This is a genomic window from Streptomyces parvulus, assembly GCF_014648855.1.
GTDB classification, from domain to species: domain Bacteria; phylum Actinomycetota; class Actinomycetes; order Streptomycetales; family Streptomycetaceae; genus Streptomyces; species Streptomyces parvulus.
Map to the genome: position 1 here is coordinate 1 of NZ_BMRX01000002.1, position 22822 is coordinate 22822.

17 protein-coding genes and 1 pseudogene are annotated in these 22822 nt (G+C 71.6%); 12 read left to right on the plus strand and 6 right to left on the minus strand.

Annotation, left to right across the window (positions count from 1 at the left end; translation table 11 throughout):
* The 4 genes and pseudogenes from IE108_RS02985 to glgB all read left to right on the plus strand — a co-directional run.
* A pseudogene (locus IE108_RS02985) lies at window positions 1-499 on the plus strand (DUF3459 domain-containing protein); the annotation flags it as partial.
* On the plus strand, window positions 496-2196 hold the full coding sequence (treS, locus tag IE108_RS02990; RefSeq protein WP_064729917.1) for a maltose alpha-D-glucosyltransferase: 1701 nt from the start codon (window positions 496-498) through the stop codon (window positions 2194-2196). The pseudogene IE108_RS02985 and the gene treS, both read left to right, overlap by 4 nt.
* Before the next feature lie 88 nt (window positions 2197-2284).
* Entirely contained in the window at window positions 2285-3673 is a 1389-nt protein-coding gene (locus IE108_RS02995; protein WP_064729916.1) for a maltokinase N-terminal cap-like domain-containing protein, read from the plus strand.
* Window positions 3674-3714: 41 nt separating this feature from the next.
* Entirely contained in the window at window positions 3715-6201 is a 2487-nt protein-coding gene (gene glgB, locus IE108_RS03000) for a 1,4-alpha-glucan branching enzyme (RefSeq protein ID WP_079163669.1), read from the plus strand.
* A gap of 60 nt (window positions 6202-6261) precedes the next feature.
* On the opposite strand, the gene IE108_RS03005 is transcribed toward glgB, so the two are convergent.
* The 4 genes from IE108_RS03005 to IE108_RS03020 all read right to left on the minus strand — a co-directional run bounded on the left by IE108_RS03005 (window position 6262) and on the right by IE108_RS03020 (window position 10909).
* Window positions 6262-8532 carry a HelD family protein gene (locus IE108_RS03005; RefSeq protein WP_064729915.1) on the minus strand — a complete coding sequence of 757 codons (2271 nt, stop codon included), beginning with the start codon at window positions 8530-8532 and terminating at the stop codon, window positions 6262-6264.
* A gap of 120 nt (window positions 8533-8652) precedes the next feature.
* On the minus strand, window positions 8653-8967 hold the full coding sequence (locus IE108_RS03010; RefSeq protein ID WP_064731971.1) for a thioredoxin family protein: 315 nt from the start codon (window positions 8965-8967) through the stop codon (window positions 8653-8655).
* An 11-nt stretch (window positions 8968-8978) separates the two neighbouring features.
* On the minus strand, window positions 8979-9377 hold the full coding sequence (locus IE108_RS03015) for a MerR family transcriptional regulator (RefSeq protein ID WP_064729914.1): 399 nt from the start codon (window positions 9375-9377) through the stop codon (window positions 8979-8981).
* Between the two features lie 137 nt (window positions 9378-9514).
* A complete protein-coding gene (locus IE108_RS03020) occupies window positions 9515-10909 on the minus strand; it encodes a cation:dicarboxylate symporter family transporter (protein WP_064729913.1) in 1395 nt (464 codons plus the stop codon).
* 154 nt (window positions 10910-11063) lie between these two features.
* Here IE108_RS03020 and IE108_RS03025 point away from each other — a divergent pair, with 154 nt between their 5' ends.
* Together IE108_RS03025 and IE108_RS03030 are read left to right on the plus strand one after the other, a co-directional pair.
* Window positions 11064-12731 (plus strand): sensor histidine kinase, encoded by a 1668-nt coding sequence (locus IE108_RS03025; protein ID WP_064729912.1) that lies wholly within the window; start codon window positions 11064-11066, stop codon window positions 12729-12731.
* Complete coding sequence (locus IE108_RS03030; RefSeq protein WP_064729911.1) at window positions 12728-13414, plus strand: response regulator; 687 nt, start codon at window positions 12728-12730, stop codon at window positions 13412-13414. Before IE108_RS03025 ends, IE108_RS03030 begins: the two co-directional genes overlap by 4 nt.
* A 31-nt stretch (window positions 13415-13445) precedes the next feature.
* Here the strand turns inward: IE108_RS03030 and IE108_RS03035 are convergent, their stop codons facing one another.
* On the minus strand, window positions 13446-13985 hold the full coding sequence (locus tag IE108_RS03035; protein ID WP_064729910.1) for a hypothetical protein: 540 nt from the start codon (window positions 13983-13985) through the stop codon (window positions 13446-13448).
* 224 nt (window positions 13986-14209) lie between these two features.
* Here IE108_RS03035 and IE108_RS03040 point away from each other — a divergent pair, with 224 nt between their 5' ends.
* The 4 genes from IE108_RS03040 to IE108_RS03055 all read left to right on the plus strand — a co-directional run bounded on the left by IE108_RS03040 (window position 14210) and on the right by IE108_RS03055 (window position 18229).
* Window positions 14210-15580, plus strand: coding sequence for an extracellular solute-binding protein (locus IE108_RS03040; RefSeq protein ID WP_064731970.1), 1371 nt, complete (start codon window positions 14210-14212; stop codon window positions 15578-15580).
* A complete protein-coding gene (locus IE108_RS03045; RefSeq protein ID WP_064729909.1) occupies window positions 15577-16533 on the plus strand; it encodes a carbohydrate ABC transporter permease in 957 nt (318 codons plus the stop codon). The genes IE108_RS03040 and IE108_RS03045 overlap by 4 nt, the downstream gene beginning before the upstream one ends.
* 4 nt (window positions 16534-16537) lie before the next feature.
* On the plus strand, window positions 16538-17386 hold the full coding sequence (locus tag IE108_RS03050; RefSeq protein ID WP_064729908.1) for a carbohydrate ABC transporter permease: 849 nt from the start codon (window positions 16538-16540) through the stop codon (window positions 17384-17386).
* Between the two features lie 129 nt (window positions 17387-17515).
* A complete protein-coding gene (locus tag IE108_RS03055; protein WP_064729907.1) occupies window positions 17516-18229 on the plus strand; it encodes a helix-turn-helix domain-containing protein in 714 nt (237 codons plus the stop codon).
* 41 nt (window positions 18230-18270) lie between these two features.
* Here the strand turns inward: IE108_RS03055 and IE108_RS03060 are convergent, their stop codons facing one another.
* Entirely contained in the window at window positions 18271-19296 is a 1026-nt protein-coding gene (locus IE108_RS03060; RefSeq protein WP_064729906.1) for an ATP-dependent 6-phosphofructokinase, read from the minus strand.
* A gap of 203 nt (window positions 19297-19499) precedes the next feature.
* On the opposite strand from IE108_RS03060, the gene pta reads away from it, so the two are divergent.
* Window positions 19500-21593, plus strand: coding sequence for a phosphate acetyltransferase (gene pta, locus IE108_RS03065; protein ID WP_064729905.1), 2094 nt, complete (start codon window positions 19500-19502; stop codon window positions 21591-21593).
* Complete coding sequence (locus IE108_RS03070; protein WP_064729904.1) at window positions 21590-22804, plus strand: acetate kinase; 1215 nt, start codon at window positions 21590-21592, stop codon at window positions 22802-22804. Before pta ends, IE108_RS03070 begins: the two co-directional genes overlap by 4 nt.
* Window positions 22805-22822: the final 18 nt, after the last annotated feature.

Here is a 22822-nt window from a genome sequence, read left to right on the forward strand (position 1 = left end):
CTACAGCGGCTACGAACTGTGCGAACACACCCCCCTGCGCGAAGGCAGCGAGGAATACCGCGACAGCGAGAAGTACCAGCTCAAAGCCCGTGACTGGGAGGCCGCCGCCCGCGAGGGCCGCACCATCGCCCCCCTCGTCGCCAAGCTCAACACCATCCGGCGTGCGAACCCGGCACTCCGGCAACTGCGCGATCTGCACTTCCATCCCACGGACAAGGAGGAGGTGATCGCCTACTCGAAGCGGCACGGCTCGAACACGGTTCTGGTGGTCGCCAACCTCGACCCCCACCACACCCAGGAGGCGACGGTCTCGTTGGACATGCCGCAACTCGGCCTGGACTGGCACGAGTCGGTGCCGGTGCGCGACGAGCTGACCGGCGAGACCTACCACTGGGGCAGGGCCAACTATGTGCGCCTGGAGCCGGGCCGTTCGCCCGCCCACGTCTGCACGGTTCTGCGACCGTCCCACCCGCAGATCGGAGGGTCACCCACCATATGATCGTCAACGAGCCCGTGCCGGACACCTTCGAGGACACTCCGGCCAAGGACCGCGATCCCGACTGGTTCAAGCGAGCCGTCTTCTACGAGGTCCTCGTCCGCTCCTTCCAGGACAGCAACGGGGACGGCGTCGGCGACCTCAAGGGACTGACCGCCAAGCTGGACTACCTGCAATGGCTGGGCGTGGACTGCCTCTGGCTCCCGCCCTTCTTCAAGTCACCGCTGCGCGACGGCGGTTACGACGTCTCCGACTACACGGCCGTCCTCCCCGAGTTCGGCGACCTCGCCGACTTCGTGGAGTTCGTCGACGCCGCCCACCAGCGCGGCATGCGCGTCATCATCGACTTCGTCATGAACCACACCAGCGACCAGCACCCGTGGTTCCAGGAGTCCCGCAAGAACCCCGACGGCCCCTACGGCGACTACTACGTCTGGGCCGACGACGACACCCAGTACGCCGACGCCCGCATCATCTTCGTCGACACCGAGGCCTCCAACTGGACCTACGACCCGGTGCGCAAGCAGTACTTCTGGCACCGGTTCTTCTCCCACCAGCCGGACCTCAACTACGAGAACCCGGCCGTGCAGGAGGAGATGATCTCCGGGCTGAAGTTCTGGCTGGACCTCGGCATCGACGGGTTCCGGCTGGACGCGGTGCCGTACCTGTACGCCGAAGAGGGCACCAACTGCGAGAACCTGCCGCGCACCCACGAGTTCCTGAAGCGGGTGCGCAAGGAGATCGACGCGCAGTACCCGGACACGGTGGTGCTGGCGGAGGCCAACCAGTGGCCCGAGGACGTCGTCGACTACTTCGGCGACTACTCCGCGGGCGGCGACGAGTGCCACATGGCCTTCCACTTCCCGGTCATGCCCCGCATCTTCATGGCGGTCAGAAGGGAGTCCCGCTACCCGGTCTCGGAGATCCTCGCCAAGACCCCCGCGATTCCGTCCGGCTGCCAGTGGGGCATCTTCCTGCGCAACCACGACGAGCTGACCCTCGAAATGGTCACCGACGAAGAGCGCGACTACATGTACGCGGAGTACGCCAAGGACCCGCGGATGCGCGCCAACATCGGCATCCGGCGCCGCCTGGCCCCGCTCCTGGACAACGACCGCGACCAGATCGAGCTGTTCACCGCGCTGCTGCTCTCCCTGCCCGGCTCGCCGATCCTCTACTACGGCGACGAGATCGGCATGGGCGACAACATCTGGCTCGGCGACCGCGACGCGGTGCGCACCCCGATGCAGTGGACGCCGGACCGCAACGCCGGCTTCTCCTCGTGCGACCCGGGACGGCTGTTCCTGCCCACGATCATGGACCCGGTCCACGGCTACCAGGTGACGAACGTCGAGGCGTCCATGGCCTCGCCGTCGTCGCTGCTGCACTGGACCCGCCGCATGATCGAGATCCGCAAGCAGAACCCCGCCTTCGGGCTGGGCACCTACACCGAACTGCCCTCCTCCAACCCGGCCGTCCTGGCCTTCCTGCGGGAGTACGAGGACGACCTGGTGCTGTGCGTCCACAACTTCTCGCGGTTCGCGCAGCCCACCGAACTCGACCTCAGCGCCTTCGGGGGACGCCACCCGGTGGAGCTGTTCGGCGGAGTCCGCTTCCCGGCGGTCGGCGAGCTGCCGTACCTGCTGACCCTCGGGGGCCACGGCTTCTACTGGTTCCGGCTCCGCAAGGACGCCGTCTGACCGAGCCCCCGGGCGGGGCGGTTTCCCCCGTCCCGCCCGGGGCACGCATCAGTAACACCCCGACGACCCGGGGAAAGGACGCTACGCCATGCCGGAAGCCGTCACACGCACCGTCACGAGCCCGCCAGGCCTCCTAGCGTCACTTGATCCACTCCTGCGGGACTGGCTGCCCCGGCAGCGCTGGTTCGCCGGCAAGGGGCGCCCGGTCACCGGCTTCTCGCTGGTCGCCGCCACCGATCTGCTCCCCGCCGACTCCCGTCTCGGCCTGCACCACGTGCTGGTCCGCGCCCACCAGCAGTCCGCCCCGGGCGGCCCCGAGGAGCCCGGCGACTGCTACCAGCTGCTCATAGGCACGCGCGAGGCGCTGCCGCCCCGGCTGGTGCCCGCGCTGATCGGACACGTGACCGGGGGCCCGGCCGCCGGCCGCACCGCCTACGACGCGCTGTACGACACCCGGCCCGCCGAGGTCCTCCTGGAGGCGATACGCACCCGGGCCCGCATCGGCGGGCTGCGCTTCGAGCGCGAGGAGGACCAGGAGATACGGGCCGGCCTCGTACCGCGCCTAATGACCGCCGAGCAGTCGAACTCCTCGGTCGTCTATGGAGATACGTTCATTCTCAAGGTGCTGCGCCGAATCGTGCCCGGCGTCAACCCCGACCTGGAGCTGCCGCTGGCGCTGGCCCGCGAGGGTGGCGCGCCGGTGCCCGCCCCCGCGGGGTGGGTGGTGGCCGAGCCGGACGGCCGGTCCTGGGTGCTGGGTGTGCTCCAGCCGTACCTGCAGGGCTCGACGGACGGCTGGGAGCTGGCCCTGCGCGAACTGGCCAAGGGCGAGGACTTCACCGCCGAGGCCCGGGCGCTCGGCCGGGCCACCGCCGAGGTGCACACGGCGCTGGCCCGCGCGCTGCCGACCGTCACCCTCGGCCACGCCCAGGTGCGGCAGCTCGCCGACGGCATGATCGCGCGGCTGGAGGAGGCCGCCCGCGCGGTGCCGGCGCTGCGGCCCCACGCGCCCGCCCTGCGCACCACGTTCACCGCGCTGGGCGACCTCGCCGCCGAGGGCCGCACCTGGACCGCCCAGCGCGTCCACGGCGACCTGCACCTCGGCCAGTGCCTGCGCGCGCCCTCCGGAGAGTGGTCGCTGATCGACTTCGAGGGGGAGCCCGCGAAACCGCTGGCCGAGCGCCGGCTGCCGCAGCCGACGGTGCGCGACGTCGCCGGGATGCTGCGCTCCTTCGACTACGCGGCGCACTCGGCCGAGGCCCCGGTGCCGGGGTGGGCCGCGGGCTGCCGGGCGGCGTACTGCACCGGGTACGCCGAGGCGGCCGGCGTCGACCCGCGCACCGACCCGGTGCTGCTGCGCGCCCACGAGACCGACAAGGCGGTCTACGAGGTCCTGTACGAGGCCCGGCACCGCCCCGACTGGCTCCAGGTGCCGCTGGCCGCGGTCCGCCGCCTGTCGGCACCCGAACCGGCCTGACGCCCGAGCTGTCGCACCCACTCGCCCAGGAGGCTCCGCCCGTGACCCCCCGCCCCACGTCCAGCGGTCCAGACCCGAAGAAGACGGCCGCCAAGCAGGCGGCCGCGAAGAAGACGACCGGCAAGCAGGCCGCCGCGAAGAAGACGCCCTCGACGAAGACGGCCAAGACGACCGAGGAGGCCGGGACGGCGAAGGCCGGCGTGAAGAAGGCCGCGGCGAAGAAGAGCGCCACGAAGAAGACCGCCGCGAAGAATGCCGTGGCGAAGAAGGCCGTGACGAAGAAGGCCGCCGCCAAGAAGCCGGCCGTCCGGAAGGTCACCGCTCCCGCCGCCGGGGCCGCCGTCTCCCCCGCCCTGGACGCGGCCGACCGGGAGCGGCTGCTGGCCGGCACGCACCACGACCCCCACTCCGTCCTCGGCGCCCACCGGGTCCCCGGCGGTCTCGCCTTCCGGGCCCTGCGGCCGTACGCCCGCGAGGTGACCGTCGTCTGCGGCGACCTGCGCGTCGAACTGCACGACGACGGGGACGGCTTCTTCTCCGGGCTGCTGCCGCTGCCGGAGGCCCCGCCGCACCGGCTCCGGGTGGCGTACCGGGAGACGGTGCAGGAGGTCGAGGACCCGTACCGCTTCCTGCCCACCCTCGGCGACCTGGACCTGCACCTGATCGGTGAGGGCCGGCACGAGCAGCTGTGGCAGGCGCTCGGCGCGCATCCCATGACGCACGACGGCGTCGCGGGCACCCGCTTCACCGTGTGGGCGCCGAACGCGCGCGGCGTGCGGGTGGCCGGCGGCTTCAACTTCTGGGACGGCACCGGCCATCCCATGCGGTCCCTCGGCGCCACCGGCGTGTGGGAGCTGTTCCTGCCCGGCGTCGGCGCGGGCGAGCTGTACAAGTTCGAGATCACCCGCGCCGACGGCTCGCGCACCTTCCGCGCCGATCCGCTGGCCCGCGCCACCGAGGTCCCGCCCGCCACCTCGTCCGTCGTGCACTCCTCGCACCACACGTGGGGCGACGCGGAGTGGCTGGCCCGCCGCGCCGACGCGCCCGCGCACGAGGCGCCGATGTCGGTGTACGAGGTCCACCTGGCGTCCTGGCGGCCGGGGCTGACGTACCGCGAACTGGCCGAGCAGCTCCCCGCCTACGTCGCCGACCTCGGCTTCACGCACGTCGAGCTGATGCCGGTCGCCGAGCACCCCTTCGGCGGTTCCTGGGGCTACCAGGTCACCGGCTTCTACGCGCCCACGGCCCGGCTCGGCGACCCGGACGACTTCAAGTACCTGGTCGACCGGCTGCACCAGGCCGGCATCGGTGTGCTGATGGACTGGGTGCCGGCCCACTTCCCGCGCGACGACTGGGCGCTGGCCGAGTTCGACGGCCGCCCGCTGTACGAGCACTCCGATCCGCTGCGGGCGGCGCATCCGGACTGGGGGACGCTGGAGTTCGACTTCGGGCGCCGCGAGGTGCGCAACTTCCTCGTCGCCAACGCCGTGTACTGGTGCGAGGAGTTCCACATCGACGGGCTGCGGGTCGACGCGGTCGCCTCGATGCTCTACCTGGACTACTCGCGCGAGCCGGGGCAGTGGACGCCCAACGAGCACGGCGGCCGGGAGAACCTGGACGCGGTGGCCTTCCTCCAGGAGATGAACGCCACCGTGTACCGGCGGGTACCGGGCGTGGTGACCGTCGCCGAGGAGTCCACGGCCTGGGACGGCGTCACCCGGGCCACCCACCACAAGGGGCCGAGCGGCTTCGGCGGGCTCGGGTTCGGGCTGAAGTGGAACATGGGCTGGATGCACGACTCGCTCCAGTACATGAGCCACGAGCCGGTGCACCGCAGGTACCACCACGGGGAGATGACGTTCTCCATGGTGTACGCCTACAGCGAGAACTACGTGCTGCCGATATCCCACGACGAGGTCGTGCACGGCAAGCGGTCGCTGGTGTCGAAGATGCCCGGCGACTGGTGGCAGCAGCGCGCCAACGAGCGGGCCTACCTGGCCTTCATGTGGGCCCATCCGGGCAAGCAACTGCTGTTCATGGGCCAGGAGTTCGCGCAGGGCGCCGAATGGTCCGAGGCGCACGGCCCCGACTGGTGGCTCCTCGACCCGGAGTACGGGGCGGCGGCGGACCACCGGGGCGTGCGGGATCTGGTGCGGGACCTGAACGCGGTCTACCGGTCGACGCCCGCGCTGTGGCGGCTCGACACCCACCCCTCCGGTTTCGGCTGGGTGGTCGGTGACGCCGCCGAGGACAACGTGCTGGCCTTCCTGCGGCTGGACGCCGACGGCACCCCGCTGCTCGCGGTGTCGAACTTCGCCCCGGTCGTGCGCAACGACTACCGCCTCGGCGTCCCCGACGAGGTCCCCGCCTGGCACGAGGTCCTCAACACCGACGCGGCGCGCTACGGCGGCGGCGACGTGACCAACCCCGACCCGGTGAAGCCGGAGCCGCAGGGCTGGCACGGCCGCCCGGCGAGCATCCGGCTGACCCTGCCGCCCCTGGCGACGGTGTGGCTGCGCCCGGCGTGACGGGCGGGAGGGTGCGGGGCACGCCTCCCGCCCCCGGTCCCGCCGGGCGGGCCCCGGCTGCTACCCGGCCGCGTCCACCAGCCCCTTCGGCAGCTCCCCGGTGTGCAGGACGCCGAGGCGCTGGGTGGCGCGGGTGAGGGCGACGTAGAGGTCGCTCGTGCCGTAGTCGCCGGGCTCGACGACCAGGACGGAGTCGAACTCCAGGCCCTTGGCCTGACGCGGGTCCAGCAGCACGACCGTGTGCGTCAGGTCCGGTTCGGCGTCCGGGGTCACCCCGTCCAGCCGGGCCGCGAGAACCCGGTGCAGCGCCCGCGGGGCGATGACGGCGAGGCGTCCCTCCTCGGGGGTCAGCTCCCGCACCGCCTCCGCGACCGCGGCCGGGAGGTCCCCGGTCGCACGGATCCAGGGGCGTACGCCCGTGGAGCGCACCGAACTCGGCGGCTCGAACCCCGGGTCCTCGGCGCGGACGACGGCCGCCGCCACGTCCATGATCTCGGCCGGGGTGCGGTAGTTGACGCCGAGGCGGGTGTGCTCGAAGCGGTCCTCGACGTAGGGGGCGAGGATCTTCGACCAGGAGCCGACGCCGGCCGCCTCGGCGGTCTGCGCCGGGTCGCCGACCAGGGTCATCGAGCGGGTGGGGCAGCGCCGCATCAGCAGCCGCCAGGCCATCGGGGACAGCTCCTGCGCCTCGTCCACGATGATGTGCCCGAACGCCCAGGTGCGGTCGGCCGCCGCGCGCTCGGCGGCGCTTCGGTGGTCGTCCTCCTCCTGCCGCTCGGCGAACCGCTCCGCGTCGATGATGTCGTGCGCCGACAGGACCTCGGCGTCCTCCTCGTCCTTGTCCTCGAACTCGTAGGTCCGGGACGCGTACGACACGTCCAGCACGCCCTGCGCGTAGGCGATCTGCTCGGCCCGCTCGCGCTCGGCGCGGGTGCGGGCCACCCGGTCGTCCACACCGAGCAGTTCGGCGGCCTCGTCCAGCAGGGGGACGTCGGCGACGGTCCAGCGCCGGGTGACCGGGCGGCGCACGGCGGCGGCGTCCTCGGCGGACAGGAACGGCTCGGGCGCGGCGAGGAAGTCGGCGACCAGGCGGCGCGGGGTCAGGCGCGGCCACAGCTGGTCGATGGCCGACCAGACCTCGGGGTTCTCGGCGAGTTCGTCGCGGATCTGCGTGATGTCGCTGGGGTCGAGGAGGTTGGAGCCGTCGTAGGGGTCGGTGCCGATGCGCTCCGCGACCATGTCGGTCAGGGTGTTGAGGATGTGGCCCTCGAAGTGCTCGCGGGCCGCGTTGTGCGGCAGCCGCGCGGCCCGGGTGCGTTCGCGGGCGACGTTGACCAGGTCGTCGTCGAGCATCAGGATCTCGCGGTCGTGCTCGATCGCGATCACGGGGTCGGGCAGCGCCTGCCGCTCCCGGACCACCTCGGCGAGCACGTCGGCCATGCCGGCCCGGCCCTTCACCACCGCCGCCTGCGGCGTGTCCGCCGCCGTGGCCCGCACGCCGGGGTACAGCTCGCCGACCGTCGACAGCAGGACGCCGGTCTCGCCCAGGGAGGGCAGGACCTCGCCGATGTAGCCGAGGAAGGCGGGGTTGGGGCCGACGATGAGGACCGCGCGCTTGGCGAGCAGTTCGCGGTGTTCGTAGAGGAGGTAGGCGGCCCGGTGCAGGGCGACGGCGGTCTTGCCGGTGCCTGGCCCGCCCTCCACGACCAGCACGCCCCGGTGCGGGGCGCGGATGATGCGGTCCTGGTCGGCCTGGATGGTCTGCACGATGTCGCCCATGCGGCCGGTGCGCGCGGAGTTGAGCGCGGCGAGCAGCACGGCGTCGCCGGCCGGGTCCTCGTGGCCGGTGCGCGTCTCGTCGCCCAGGTCCAGGATCTCGTCGTGCAGTGCGGTGACCCGGCGGCCCTCGGTGGTGAGGTGCCGGCGGCGGCGCAGGCCCATCGGGGTGTGGCCGGTCGCCAGGTAGAAGGGGCGGGCGACGTCGGCGCGCCAGTCGATCAGGACCGGCGTGCGTTCGGCGTCGTCGGCGCGCAGCCCGATGCGGCCGATGTGGTGGTCCTGCCCGGAGGCCAGGTCGATCCGGCCGAAGCAGAGGGAGCCGTCCACCGCGTTGAGCGCGGCGAGCAGCCCGGAGCGCTCGGCGACCAGGATGTCCCGCTCCAGCCTCGCCTGCTGCGGGGTGTTGCCCTGCGCGAGCGCGTCCGTGACCGAGACCTCGGCGTCGCCGCGCAGCGCGTCCACGCGCGCGTACAGCCCGTCGATGAATTCCTGCTCCTGCCGCAATTCATCGTCCGGAAATTCGGTGTTTGACAATTCCACTCCCGCCCGGATATACTGTGCTCACTGAACTTCTTCATGGCCTCATTTCCCTGAAGTCATGAATCCCCGAATATACGCAAAGAAATCCCCCGAGCGCAATTGCTCGGGGGATTTCTCGTATCGCGCCGCGGGTCAGAGCACGTCGGCCAGCTCCGCCAGCAGCAGCCGCTTGGGCCGGGAGCCGACCATCGACTTCACCGGCTCACCCCCGCGGAACACCATGAAGGTCGGCATCGACAGCACCTTGTACGCGTTCGTCGTCGCCGGATTGCGGTCCACGTTCAGCTGCACGACGCGCAGCCGCTCGCCCTCCTCCTCGGCCACGGCACTGAGCACCGGCGCCATCTGCCGGCACGGCGGGCACCAGTCCGCGGTGAACTCCACCAGCACCGGCAGCTCACTGCCCAGCACCTCGGCGCCGAACTCCGCGTCCGTCACCTCGGGCACCCCGTCGCTCGTCATCCGTGTCCTCCCAGTTCGCACTTGGGCTCCGGACCCCCCAAAACCGCCGCCTCGGCCCGCGCCAGCTGGGCGCCGACCTGCGCCCTGACCGACGAGAGCTGCTCGATCAGCGCGTCCAGCTCCGCCAGCTTGCGCCGGTAGACCACCAGGGACGCCGGGCAGGAGTCGCCCTCGGGGTGCCCGGCGCGCAGGCACTCCACGAAGGGGCGGGTCTCCTCCAGGTCGAACCCGAAGTCCTGGAGCGTCCTGATCTGCCGCAGCAGCCTCAGGTCGTCCTCGTCGTAGGTCCGGTAGCCGTTGCCGGTGCGCCGCGCCGGAAGCAGGCCCCGCGTCTCGTAGTACCGCAGCGTCCGCGTGGTGGTCCCGGCCCGCGCGGCCAGCTCGCCGATTCGCATGGCACGAACGTAGGCCTTGACCCGGACGTCAAGGCAAGAGGCCCGGCGCCGGGGGGCGCGGGCCTCTTGGGGGGCCGGGCGGCTGAGCAACGGGGGGAGCACCTCAGCCGCCCGGAGTGTGCGGGCGTCCGGCGGGGTCAGGCCCGCGCCAGCTCCTTCTCGCCGCCCTGCTCGGGCAGGTCCGGCGCGTCGTCGGAGCCGTCGGCGCCGTGGTGGTCGTCCAGCAGGGTCTTCTCGTCGAAGGGGGCCCGGCCGGCGAGCACCTCGGTCACCCGGTCCTTGTCGATCTCCTTGGTCCAGGTGCCGATCAGGACCGTGGCGACGGCGTTGCCGCCGAAGTTGGTCAGGGCGCGGGCCTCGCTCATGAAGCGGTCGATGCCGACGATCAGGCCGATGCCGTCCACCAGGGCGGGCTTGTGCGACTGGAGGCCGCCGGCCAGCGTCGCGAGACCGGCGCCGGAGACACCCGCGGCGCCCTTGGAGGCCACCAGCAGGAACAGGAGCAGCGGGATCTGCTCGCCGATGGACATCGGCGTCCCCATGGCGTCGGCGATGAAGAGCGAGGCCATGGTCATGTAGATCATGGTGCCGTCGAGGTTGAAGGAGTAGCCGGTCGGGACGGTGATGCCGACCACCGGCTTGCTGACGCCCAGGTGCTCCATCTTGGCGATCAGGCGCGGCAGCGCCGACTCCGAGGAGGAGGTGGACAGGATCAGCAGGAACTCGCGGCCCAGGTACTTGAAGAGCGAGAGGACGTTCACCCCGGCGACCAGGCGCAGCATCGCGCCCAGCACCAGGAAGAGGAAGAGGAAGCAGGTCACGTAGAAGCCGAGCATCAGCACGGCCAGGCTCTTGAGCGCGTCCACGCCCGCCGAGCCGGTGACGGCCGCGATGGCGCCGAAGGCACCGACCGGGGCGGCCCACATGATCATGGCCAGGACGCGGAAGACGAGGCGCTGGATGTGCTCGATGCCGCGCAGGACGGGCTGCCCGGCGGATCCCATCGCCTGGAGGGCGAAGCCGCACAGCAGCGCGATCAGCAGGGTCTGGAGGACCTCGCCGGCGGTGAACGCGGAGACGATGGTGGTCGGGATGATGCCCATCAGGAAGTCGACGGTGCCCTTGGCCTCCGCGTCGACCTGCGCCTGGCCGGTCTCCTTGACGGCGTCGGTGACCGCGAGGCCGGTGCCCGGGTCCAGGATGTTGCCGACGATCAGGCCGATGGCGAGCGCCACCAGCGACATCACCAGGAAGTAGACCAGCGCGATGCCGCCGACCGCGCCGACCTTGGCGGCCTTGCGGACGGAGCCGATGCCCAGCACGATCGTGCAGAAGATGATCGGCGAGATCATCATCTTGATCAGGTTCACGAAGCCGGTGCCCAGGGGCTTCAGCTCGGTGGCGAAGTCCGGAGCGATCAGACCCACCGCGATACCGAGGGCGACCGCGATGATCACCGCGATGTAGAGATAGTGCGTGCGGTCCCGCTTGGCTTTGGGTGCGGCAGGTGCCGTAGCGGCTTTGCTGGTCACGGCGGCCCTCCTTGACGACGTCGTCGGCATCACCGGCGTGCGGCTCACGTCCGGGGGTGTGTATCGGGGATGCGGTGACTATCTCCCGGCGTGTGAGGGCGGTCACCCTTGCGTTCATTTAGTTCACAATCCAGCCACGAGGCAGACTGACCGCATGCACCTGCGCGTCCCGAGACCCCGGAGCCTGGCCGGGCAGCTCTTCGCCATGCAGGCCGTCCTGATAGCGGTCGTCGTGGTCGGGTACGCGCTGTTCACCTACATCAGCGACCGGGGGCAGGCGGAGGACGCGGCGGGGCGGCAGGCCAGGGCGGTCTCGCTGGCGATCGCGGACTCGCCCTCGGTGGTGGCCGCGATCGGCACCGCGGACCCGACGGCGCGGCTCCAGCCGTACGCGGTGCGGGTCATGCGGGACACCGACGTGGACTTCGTGACGATCATGGACCCGTACGGCATCCGCTGGACCCACCCCGACCCGGCGCAGATCGGCCACCCCTTCCAGGGGCACATCGAGCGGGCACAGCGGGGCGAGACCTTCACGGAGACCTACACCGGCACGCTCGGGCCCTCGGTGCGGGCGGTCACACCGGTGCTGGACGGCGACCGGGTCGTCGGCCTGGTCAGCGCCGGGATCAAGGTCGAGGAGATCAGCAAACGGGCGCAGGAGCAGCTCACCGCGCTGTCGGGGGTGGCCGCGGGGGCGCTGCTGCTCGGCGCGGTCGGCACCTACGTGATCAACGCGCGGCTGCGCCGGCACACGCACGGCATGAACGCGGACGAGCTGAGCCGGATGCACGACTACCATCAGGCGGCGCTGCACGCGGTGCGCGAAGGGCTGCTGATGCTGGACGGGCAGTACCGGGTCGCGCTGATCAACGACGGTGGACGGGAGCTGCTGGGCGTGAGCGGTGACGTGGTGGGCGCCTCGGTGGCGGACCTCGGGCTGCCCGCGCAGCTGACGGGGGCGCTGCTGGCGTCGGAGCCCCGGGTGGACGAGGTGCACCTGGCGGCGGAGCGGGTGCTGGTGGTCAACACCTCGCCGGTCTCCGGCGGTGAGCGCCGGGGCACGGTGGTGACCCTGCGGGACGTGACCGAGCTGCAGTCGCTGACGGGCGAGCTGGACTCCGAGCGGGGGTTCACCCAGGCGCTGCGCTCGCAGGCGCACGAGGCCGCGAACCGGCTGCACACGGTGGTGTCGCTGATCGAACTGGGGCGTGCCGAGGAGGCCGTGGAGTTCGCGACGGCCGAGCTGGAGCTGGCCCAGGCGCTCACCGACCAGGTGGTGGCGGCCGTGGGCGAGCCGGTGCTGGCGGCGCTGCTGCTGGGCAAGACCGCGCAGGCCAACGAGCGCGGCGTGGAGCTGGTCGTGGCGCGGGAGAGCCGGCTGGACGACGGTCTGCTGCCGCCGTCGCTGCCCGCCAGGGACCTGGTGACGATCCTGGGCAACCTGGTGGACAACGCGGTGGACGCGGCGCAGGGCGCGGTGCCCTCGCGGGTGACGGTGGCGGCCTACACGGAGTCCGTGGCGGACGGCCCGGAGCTGGTGATGCGGGTGTCGGACACGGGTGCCGGCGTCGACCCCGCCCACGCCGACCTGGTCTTCCAGCGGGGCTTCTCGACCAAGCCCGCCGGCGAGGGCGGGCGCGGCCTGGGACTGGCGCTGGTCCGGCAGGCGGTCAGGCGCCACGGCGGCACCCTCACCGTCACGGAGGCGGAGGGCGGCGGCGCCCTGTTCGAGGCGCGGCTGCCGCTGGGCGACGCCGGGAGCGGCACGGCGACGCCGGCCACCTTGGCGGGCAGACCCGGGCCGGGAGGCTCGGTATGACGGCGGAGCAGCCCATCCGGGTGCTGGTCGTCGAGGACGACCCGGTCGCCGCCGACGCGCACGTGATGTACGTCGGCCGGGTGCCGGGGTTCGTGGCCGTCGGCAAGGCGCACACCGGCGCGGAGGCCCGGCGCCTGCTCGACCGTACGCCGGTGGACCTGCTGCTGCTGGACCTGCACCTGCCGGACGTGCACGGCCTGCAGCTGGCCCGTTCGCTGCGCGCCGCCGGACATCACACCGACGTGATAGCCGTGACGTCGGCACGGGACCTGACGGTCGTGCGGGAGGGCGTGTCGCTGGGCGTCGTCCAGTACGTCCTGAAGCCGTTCACCTTCGCCACCCTGCGCGACCGGCTCGTGCGGTACGCGGAGTTCCGCGGCACGGCCGGCGAGGCGAGCGGCCAGGACGAGGTGGACCGCGCCCTCGCCACCCTCCGCGCCCCCGGCCCCGCCGCCCTCCCCAAGGGCCTGAGCGGCCCGACCCTGGAACGCGTCACGGGCGCGCTGCGGGCCTCCGAGGAGGGACTCACCGCGGCCGGAGTCGCCGAATCGGTGGGCATCTCCCGCATCACGGCCCGGCGTTACCTGGAACACCTGGTGGACGCGGGCCGGGCGGGGCGGAGCCCGCTCTACGGCCAGGTGGGGCGGCCGGAGTTGGTGTACCGGTGGGCGCGGGGCCGGTAGCGGGCCGTCCGCCGTCGTCCCCCGCTCAGACTCACGCCGCCCTCGCGTACCGCACCACCTGCGAGGCGAGCCCCGCCACCGCGAGCGCCTCCAGCGCCGAGAGCCCGACGAGCAGGCCTCCGACGTTCCCGTTGGACCAGAAGACGGTCAGCGCGGCCAGCGGTACCGCGCAGAACGCCGTCAGGTCGATCACGGCCTGTATCGCCTTGCGGGACCGGCGCCGGGTGTCGCCGCGGTGGTGCGCCTCCCACCCGAAGGTGGTGAAACCGCCCCCGCGCGCGGCGAGTTCGGCCAGCCGGGGGCCCAGGTCGTCCCGGACGTAGAGCCCGATCGCCGAGATCTTCTCGTCGTTGACGAGGTAGGTCCACCCGAGGACGACGCAGACCGGCGGCAGCGCCAGGAGCATCGAGGGCTGCTTCGCCTGGGCCGCCGCGGCGATGACGGCCGCCACGACCGCGAGTGTCACGTAGAGGAGATTGTCCCGGAACCCGATCCTCGCCCTCTGCTCGCTCTTGACGCTCTCGTACTCGGCGAGCAGCAACTGCCCTACCGTGACGTCCTGTTCCGGCACTCGGCCCTCCCTTTCCCGGCGGTAGCCCATGACTATGCCGGAGACCCGGCCCCCTGTGCCGGTCCGGCTCCCGGGCGGAGCCGCGCGGTCCGTGCCCGTGCGGTCCCGGAACCGGCTCCCCCGAATCCCCACTCGCAGGAGCATTGACCTGACTAGACCACTCCTCTTACGTTCGCCGAGCAGCCGTCCCGGCCACAGTGTCGTGCCCGTAGGAGGTCGTGTCCGTGCGTCCCAGCTTCCGGTTCACCGCTCTGCTCACCCTCACCGCGCTCACCTCCACGGCGCTCGCCGCCTGCGGAAGCGGCTCCGGCAGCGATCCGGACACGGTGAAGGTCTCCTTCAAGCAGTCGACGGACAACTCCATCAAGGTGATGGACACGTATCTCGCCGGCATCAAGAAGCAGTTCGAGAAGGCCAACCCGGGCAAGAAGGTCGAGCTCGTCCCCATCAAGGCCCCGGACGCGGAGTACTACACCAAGCTCCAGCAGATGCTCCGCTCCCCCAAGACGGCGCCGGACCTGGTCTACGAGGACACCTTCCTCATCAACTCCGACATCACCAGCGGGTACTTGAAGCCCCTCGACCCGTACCTGGAGAAGTGGAAGGACTGGGGCCAGTTCATCGACACGTCCAAGGCCGCGACCGAGGGCGAGGACGGCAAGACCTACGGGGTCCCGGACGGCACCGACACACGCGGGCTCTGGTTCAGCAAGGACGTGTTCGCCAAGGCAGGGCTGCCGGCCAACTGGCAGCCGAAGACGTGGGACGAGGTCCTCGACGCAGCCCGCGCCATCAAGGAGAAGGTCCCGGGCGTCACACCCCTCAACGTGTACACGGGCAAGCCGGCCGGCGAGGCCGCCACCATGCAGGGCTTCCAGATGCTGCTGTACGGCACGAACGACGGGGCCTCGGACCCGATGTACGACAAGGACACCAAGAAGTGGATCACGGCGGGGAAGGGCTTCGAGGACTCCCTCGCCTTCGTCGAGAGCGTGTACAAGGAGAAGCTCGGCCCGGAGGTCTCCGACGCGCTCGACCCCAACTTCGGCACCAAGGTGCGCGGTGAGCTGCTGCCGCAGGGCAAGCTGGGCATCGCCCTGGACGGCTCCTGGCTGCCGCAGGACTGGCTGGAGGGCAGCGGGCACGAGTGGCCCGAGTGGTCGAAGGAGCTGGGCCTGGCGGCCATGCCGACGCAGCACGGCCAGGCGCCCGGCAGGGTGAGCATGTCCGGCGGCTGGGCCTGGTCGGTCCCGGCCAAGGCGGCCAACCCCGACCTGGCCTTCGAGTTCGTCAAGACGATGCAGACCAGGGCCAACGCCCAGAAGTGGTACGTCGCCAACTCCGGCATCGCGGTCCGCGAGGACGTCGCGAACGACCCCGCCTACACCGCCGCCCAGCCGGGCATCAAGTTCTTCACCGACCTGGTCGAGAGCACCCACTACCGGCCCGCCTACCCGGCGTACCCGAAGGTGTCGGTGGCGGTCCAGGAGGCGATGGAGGGCGTGACGACCGGCGACCTCTCGGTCGAGGAGGCGGCGCGCGGCTACGACGAGGCGCTCAAGGAGGCCACCGACAACCAGGTGGTGAGCAGGTGACCGCGGCCGCGCCGCGGCACGCGGGCCCGGAGGTCGCCAAGCAGCCGCCGGGCTCGCCCGCCCCGGGGCCGGGCGGGCGCGGGCGGGGGGCCGGCGCCCGCCGGTCCCTGCTGCGCGCCCTGCCCGTCTCCCCCGCGGTCCTCCTGCTGCTGCTCTTCCTGGCCGGGCCCATCGCCTACTGCGTGGTCATCGCCTTCACCGACCTCCAGCTGACCGGGCAGGCCGAGGAGTCCTTCGTGGGCTTCGAGAACTTCCGGCGGGCCTTCCAGGACGAGGCGTTCCTCAACGCCGTGTGGCTGACCCTGGTGTTCACGGTGCTGTCCTCGCTGATCGGGCAGAACACCCTGGGGCTCGCGCTGGCCACGCTGATGCAGCGGGCCTCGAAGCCGGTCCGCACGCTCACCGGTGGCATCGTTGTCACCGCCTGGGTGCTGCCGGAGGTGGTGGCGGGCTTCCTGCTCTACGCCTTCTTCCGCCGCGAGGGCACCCTCAACGCGGTCCTGGACTGGCTCCATCTGCCCTCGCAGAACTGGCTGTTCACGCTGCCGATCCTCGCGGTGTCCTTCGCCAACGTGTGGCGGGGCACCGCCTTCTCGATGCTGGTGTACTCGGCCGCCCTGAACGAGATCCCCAAGGAGGTCACCGAGGCCGCCGAGGTCGACGGCGCGGGTGGCTGGCGCCGCATGTGGCACGTCACGCTGCCGATGATCCGGCGCTCCATCGGCACCAACCTCATGCTCAACACCCTCCAGACGCTGTCGGTCTTCGGGCTGATCTGGGTGATGACGCGGGGCGGCCCCAGCGGCAGGAGCCAGACCCTGCCGCTGTTCATGTACGAACAGGCCTTCCAGAACAGTCTGATCGGCTACGGCACCGCGGTGGCCCTGCTGCTGTTGCTGATCGGCTCGCTGTTCTCGGTCGTGTACCTGCGCCTGCTCCGGACGGAGGTCTGACCCGATGGCCGTGAAGACGCGCACGCCCGCCGGGCGCCGCACCCGGCGCCGGCTGGCCGCCGACGCGGGACTCCTGGTGGTGGCGGCGGCCTTCGTGCTGCCGCTGGCCTGGGTGGTGCTGTCCGCCCTCGACCCGCAGGCGGGTCTGCGGGTGAAGGTGCCCGACGGGCTGACCCTGGACAACTTCGACGCGATCCTCACCCCGGAGATCACCTTCACCCCGCTGCTCAACAGCCTGGTCCTGTGCGGCGGCGCGACCCTGCTGACGGTGGCCTGCGCGGCGCTCGCCGCGTATCCGCTCTCCCGTTTCCGCTCCCGGCTCAACCGGCCGTTCCTGCTGACCGTGCTCTTCGCGACCAGCCTGCCGATCACGGCGATCATGGTGCCGGTCTACGCGCTGTTCGTGCGGGTGAACCTGATCGACACCATGCAGGGGACCGTCTTCTTCTTCGCCGCCTCCCAACTGCCCTTCGCCATCTGGCTGATGAAGAACTTCATGGACGGCGTGCCCAAGGAACTGGAGGAGGCGGCGTGGACGGACGGGGCCTCCTCCTTCCAGTCCCTGCTGCGCATCGTGCTGCCGCTGATGGGTCCGGGGGTGGCGGTGGTGACGGTGTTCTCGTTCGTCATGATGTGGGGCAACTTCTTCGTCCCCTTCATGCTGCTGCTCTCCCCGGACCAGATGCCGGCCTCGGTCAGCATCAACGACTTCTTCGGCAACCGGGGCATGGTCGCGTACGGTCAGCTGGCGGCGTTCTCCATCGTCTACTCGACGCCGGTCGTGCTGCTGTACGTGCTGATCTCCCGGCGGCTGGGCGGCGGCTTCGCGCTGGGCGGGGCGGTCAAGGGGTGAGCGGGGCGGGCGCGGCGGGGCGAGGGCGGCGCGGGGGGGGCGTGCGGGGGTCCGTGCGCGCCCGTAGGTTCGCACAATCCGTATCGCTGGCTGAACAGCCCGTAGTCAGCGGGGCCCCGTACCCCTACGGTGTGCCGCGTGCGCCGACCCTCATCCCACCCGAACCAGTCGGGTCCCCCGTTCAACGCCCTCGCCGCCCGCCGGCTGCGTGCCGCCCTCAACATGGGACCCGAGCACGTCGCCCACGGCATACGCGTCTCGTACGGCCTGCCGTACGTCACGCCCGACCTCGTCGTCGCCTGGGAGCGGGGGACGATCGCCCCCCAGAACCCGGAGCTGACCGCGCTCGCCGGGGTGCTCTGGTGCTCCCCCGGTGAGCTGATCGGCCGGCCGCAGACCCTGCGCGAGCACCGGGTGGCCCGCGGCCTCGCGCCCGAGGACGTGGCGCGCACCGTGGGGCTCGCCCTCGCGGCGTACCTGCGGATGGAGGAGACGGACGACTGGCGCGGCACCGACCGCCAGTCGGCCCAGCTCGCCGACGTGCTCGGCCTGTCGCTGCCGGACTTCGTGACCGTCACGGGCCGCGAGGAGAAGCTGGCCGACCTGCTGACCAGCGCGGTCAGCACCCGCTGGCAGGGCTATGTGCGCCCGGTCGCCAAGCTGGCGCCGCTGGACCGGCGGGTGCTGGAGAACGTCCTCCAGGTGCTGCACCAGGACTACCAGGGGCACATGGCGTCCACCCTCAGCTGGGGCGGGGGCACCGGTGACGCCGGCGCCGGGGGGCGCGACTTCCTCGACCGGATCGTGGAGCACTTCTGGTCGGCGGTCGAGAGGCACCCGTGAACACCGCCGGCGGGCGGCCGGGCACCGGTCCGGACCGGCGGCTAGAAGACCGACTCCGCCTCGTCCATCCGGTCCTTCGGCACCGTCTTCAGCTCGGTGACGGCCTCGGCGAGCGGCACCATCACGACGTCGGTGCCGCGCAGGGCGGTCATGTGCCCGAACTCGCCGCGGTGCGCCGCCTCCACCGCGTGCCAGCCGAAGCGGGTGGCGAGCACCCGGTCGTAGGCGGTCGGCACGCCGCCGCGCTGGACGTGGCCGAGGATGACGGGCTTGGCCTCCTTGCCGAGGCGGCGCTCCAGTTCGTAGGCGAGGGCGGTGCCGATGCCCTGGAACCGCTCGTGGCCGAACTTGTCGATCGCGCCCTTGCCGTAGTCCATGGAGCCCTCGGCGGGGTGGGCGCCCTCGGCGACGCAGACGACGGCGAACTTCTTGCCGCGGGAGAACCGCTCCTCGACCATCTTGACCAGGTCGGCGGGGTCGAAGGGGCGCTCGGGCAGGCAGATGCCGTGGGCGCCGGCGGCCATGCCGGACTCCAGGGCGATCCAGCCCGCGTGCCGGCCCATGACCTCGACGACCATCACGCGCTGGTGGGACTCGGCGGTGGTCTTGAGCCGGTCCATGGCCTCGGTGGCGACGCCGACGGCGGTGTCGAAGCCGAAGGTGCGGTCGGTGGAGGAGATGTCGTTGTCGATCGTCTTCGGCACGCCGACCACCGGCAGGCCGGCGTCGGAGAGCATCCGGGCGGCGGTCAGCGTGCCCTCGCCGCCGATCGGGATCAGCGCGTCGATGCCGAAGTTCTGGATCATGTCCGAGGCGTTCTCGCAGGCCTCGCGGAGCCGGTCGCGCTCCAGCCGGGAGGAGCCGAGGATGGTGCCGCCGCGGGCCAGGATGCCGCTGACGGCGTTCAGGTCCAGGGTGCGGTAACGGCCGTCCAGCAGGCCCGCGTAACCGTCCTCGAAGCCGATGACCTCGTCGCCGTAGTTGTCGACCGCTCGGTGCACGACCGACCGGATCACTGCGTTCAGGCCGGGGCAGTCGCCGCCTGCGGTGAGAACTCCGATACGCATCGTGCTGTGTCTCCTGCTCGCTGTGGACACCGGTGAGCCGATGCAATTGTTCCACGGCCCGGGGGCCGAGGGGCACTGACGGGCGCCTTAGCTACTGCGAGAGGTATTGTCAAGAGGGTTCCGCTCACCCCGGTGGGCGATTTTTGTGCAGGGGCGGGCCGCCGCCGGAGCGCCACAGGACGAAGACGAAACGGAGAGCACGCGTGACGCGCAGCGTGTACGTGACCGGAATCGACCGCGGGGACGGCCGCCAGGTCGTCGAGCTGGGGGTCATGGAGCTTCTGACCCGGCAGGTCGACCGGGTCGGCGTCTTCCGCCCCCTGGTGCACGACGGACCCGACCGCCTCTTCGAGCTGCTGCGCTCGCGCTACCGGCTCTCGCAGGACCCGGCGACGGTCTACGGCATGGACTACCAGGAGGCGTCCGCCCTCCAGGCCGAGCAGGGCACCGACGAGCTGGTCTCCGCGCTGGTCGACCGCTTCCACCTGGTCGCCCGGGACTACGACGTCGTCCTGGTCCTGGGCACCGACTTCGCCGACACCCAGTTCCCGGACGAGCTGTCGATGAACGCCCGGCTGGCCAACGAGTTCGGCGCCTCGGTCGTGCCGGTCGTGGGCGGCCGCAAGCAGACCGCCGAGTCGGTGCTCGCCGAGACCGTCAACGCCTTCCGCGCCTACGACGGGCTGGGCTGCGACGTCCTGGCGATGGTGACCAACCGGGTCGCCCGCGAGGACCGGGACGAGATCGCCGAGCGGCTGGCGAACCGGCTGCCGGTGCCGTGCTGGGTGGTGCCGGACGAGCCCGCGCTGTCCGCGCCGACCGTCTCCCAGATCGCGCACGCGCTTGGCGCCCGGGTCGTCCTCGGCGACGACTCGGGGCTCGCCCGCGACGCGCTGGACTTCGTCTTCGGCGGGGCCATGCTGCCCAACCTGCTGGGCGCGCTGACCCCCGGCTGCCTGGTCATCACGCCGGGCGACCGCGCCGACCTGGTGATCGGCAGCCTCGCCGCGCACAGCGCGGGCACGCCGCCGATCGCCGGTCTGCTGCTGACCCTGGACGAGGTGCCCGGCGAGGGCATCCTCACCCTGGCCGCCCGCCTCGCCCCCGGCACTCCGGTGCTGTCGGTGACCGGCAACAGCTTCCCCACCGCCGAGCAGCTGTTCTCCCTGGAGGGCAAGCTCAACGCGTCCACCCCGCGCAAGGCGGAGACCGCCCTCGGCCTGTTCGAGCGGTACGTCGACACCGCCGAGCTGAGCAGCCGGGTCTCCGCCCCGAGCAGCGACCGCGTGACGCCGATGATGTTCGAGCACAAGCTGCTGGAGCAGGCCCGCTCCGACCTGCGCCGGGTGGTCCTGCCGGAGGGCACGGAGGAGCGGGTGCTGCACGCCGCGGAGGTGCTGCTGCGCCGGGGCGTGTGCGAGCTGACCCTGCTCGGCCCGGTCGAGCAGATCCGCAAGAAGGCCGCCGACCTCGGCATCGACCTGGAGGGCGCCGAGCTGACCGACCCCGCGGTCTCCGAGCTGCGGGACTCCTTCGCCGAGAAGTACGCCGAGCTGCGGGCCCACAAGGGCGTGACGGTGGAGCTGGCGTACGACGTGGTGTCGGACGTGAACTACTTCGGCACCCTGATGGTGCAGGAAGGCTTCGCGGACGGCATGGTGTCGGGTTCGGTGCACTCGACGGCGGCGACCATCCGGCCCGCCTTCGAGATCATCAAGACCAAGCCGGACGCCTCCATCGTCTCCTCCGTCTTCTTCATGTGCCTGGCCGACAAGGTCCTGGCCTACGGCGACTGCGCGGTCAACCCGGACCCCGACGCGGAGCAGCTCGCCGACATCGCGATCCAGTCGGCGGCCACGGCGGCCCGGTTCGGCGTGGAGCCGCGGATCGCGATGCTGTCCTACTCGACCGGCACCTCCGGTTCCGGCGCCGACGTCGACAAGGTGCGCGAGGCCACGGAGCTGGTCCGCGCGCGCCGCCCGGACCTCAGGATCGAGGGGCCGATCCAGTACGACGCCGCGGTGGAGCCGTCGGTGGCCGCGACCAAGCTGCCGGACTCCGAGGTCGCCGGGCAGGCCAGCGTGCTGATCTTCCCCGACCTGAACACCGGCAACAACACCTACAAGGCCGTGCAGCGCTCGGCCGGCGCCATCGCCGTGGGCCCGGTGCTCCAGGGTCTGCGCAAGCCGGTCAACGACCTGTCCCGGGGCGCGCTCGTGCAGGACATCGTCAACACCGTCGCCATCACGGCGATCCAGGCCCAGCAGTCCCCCACCGAAAAGGTTTCCGACCAGTGAGCCCGACCCGCGTCCTCGTCCTCAACTCCGGCTCCTCGTCGGTCAAGTACCAGCTGCTCGACATGCGCGGCGGCGACCGGCTGGCCGTGGGCCTCGTCGAGCGGATCGGCGAGGAGACCTCGCGGCTGAAGCACACGCCGGAGGGCGGCGAGAGCCGTGAGTGGAGCGGCGCCGTCCCCGACCACGAGTCCGCGCTGAAGGCCGTGGCCGCCGAGCTGGCCAAGGACGGCCTCGGCCTGGACTCGCCGGAGCTGGCCGCGATCGGACACCGCGTGGTGCACGGGGGCCGGCGGTTCACCGAGCCGACCGTGATCGACGACGCCGTGCTCGCCGAGATCGAGCGGCTGATCCCGGTCGCCCCGCTGCACAACCCGGCCAACCTCACCGGCATCCGCACCGCGCGCGACCTGCGGCCGGACCTTCCGCAGGTCGCGGTCTTCGACACCGCCTTCCACACCACGATGCCGGAGTCCGCGGCCCGCTACGCGATCGACGTGGAGACCGCCGACGCGCACCGGATCCGCCGCTACGGCTTCCACGGCACCTCGCACGCCTACGTCTCCCGGGAGACGGCGCGGCTGCTGGGCCGGGCGCCCGAGGACGTGAACGTCATCGTGCTGCACCTGGGCAACGGGGCGTCGGCCTCGGCGGTGCGGGGCGGGCGGTGCGTGGACACCTCCATGGGGCTGACGCCTTTGGAGGGGCTCGTGATGGGTACGCGCTCGGGAGACCTGGACCCGGCCGTCATCTTCCATTTGATGCGTGTTGGAGGAATGTCCGCCGACGAGATCGACACTCTCCTCAACAAGAGGAGCGGTCTGATCGGGTTGTGCGGTGACAACGACATGCGGGAGATCCGCCGCCGCGTCGACGCCGGCGACGAACGGGCCCGGCTGGCCTTCGACATCTACATTCACCGGCTGAAGAAGTACATCGGCGCCTATTACGCCGTTCTCGGGCGCGTGGACGCGGTGGTCTTCACCGCCGGGGTCGGCGAGAACGCGGCGGCGGTGCGGGAGGCCGCCGTGGCGGGCCTGGAGGGGCTGGGCCTGGCGGTCGACGGCGAACTGAACGCCGGGCGGGGCGACGGGGCGCGGCTGGTGTCGCCCCCGGACGCGCGGGTGGCGGTGGCCGTCGTACCGACCGACGAGGAAATGGAGATCGCGACACAGACCTACGCGCTGGTAAAGGAATCCGGGAATCCTGCCTGAGCCGGGAATCTCACCTGA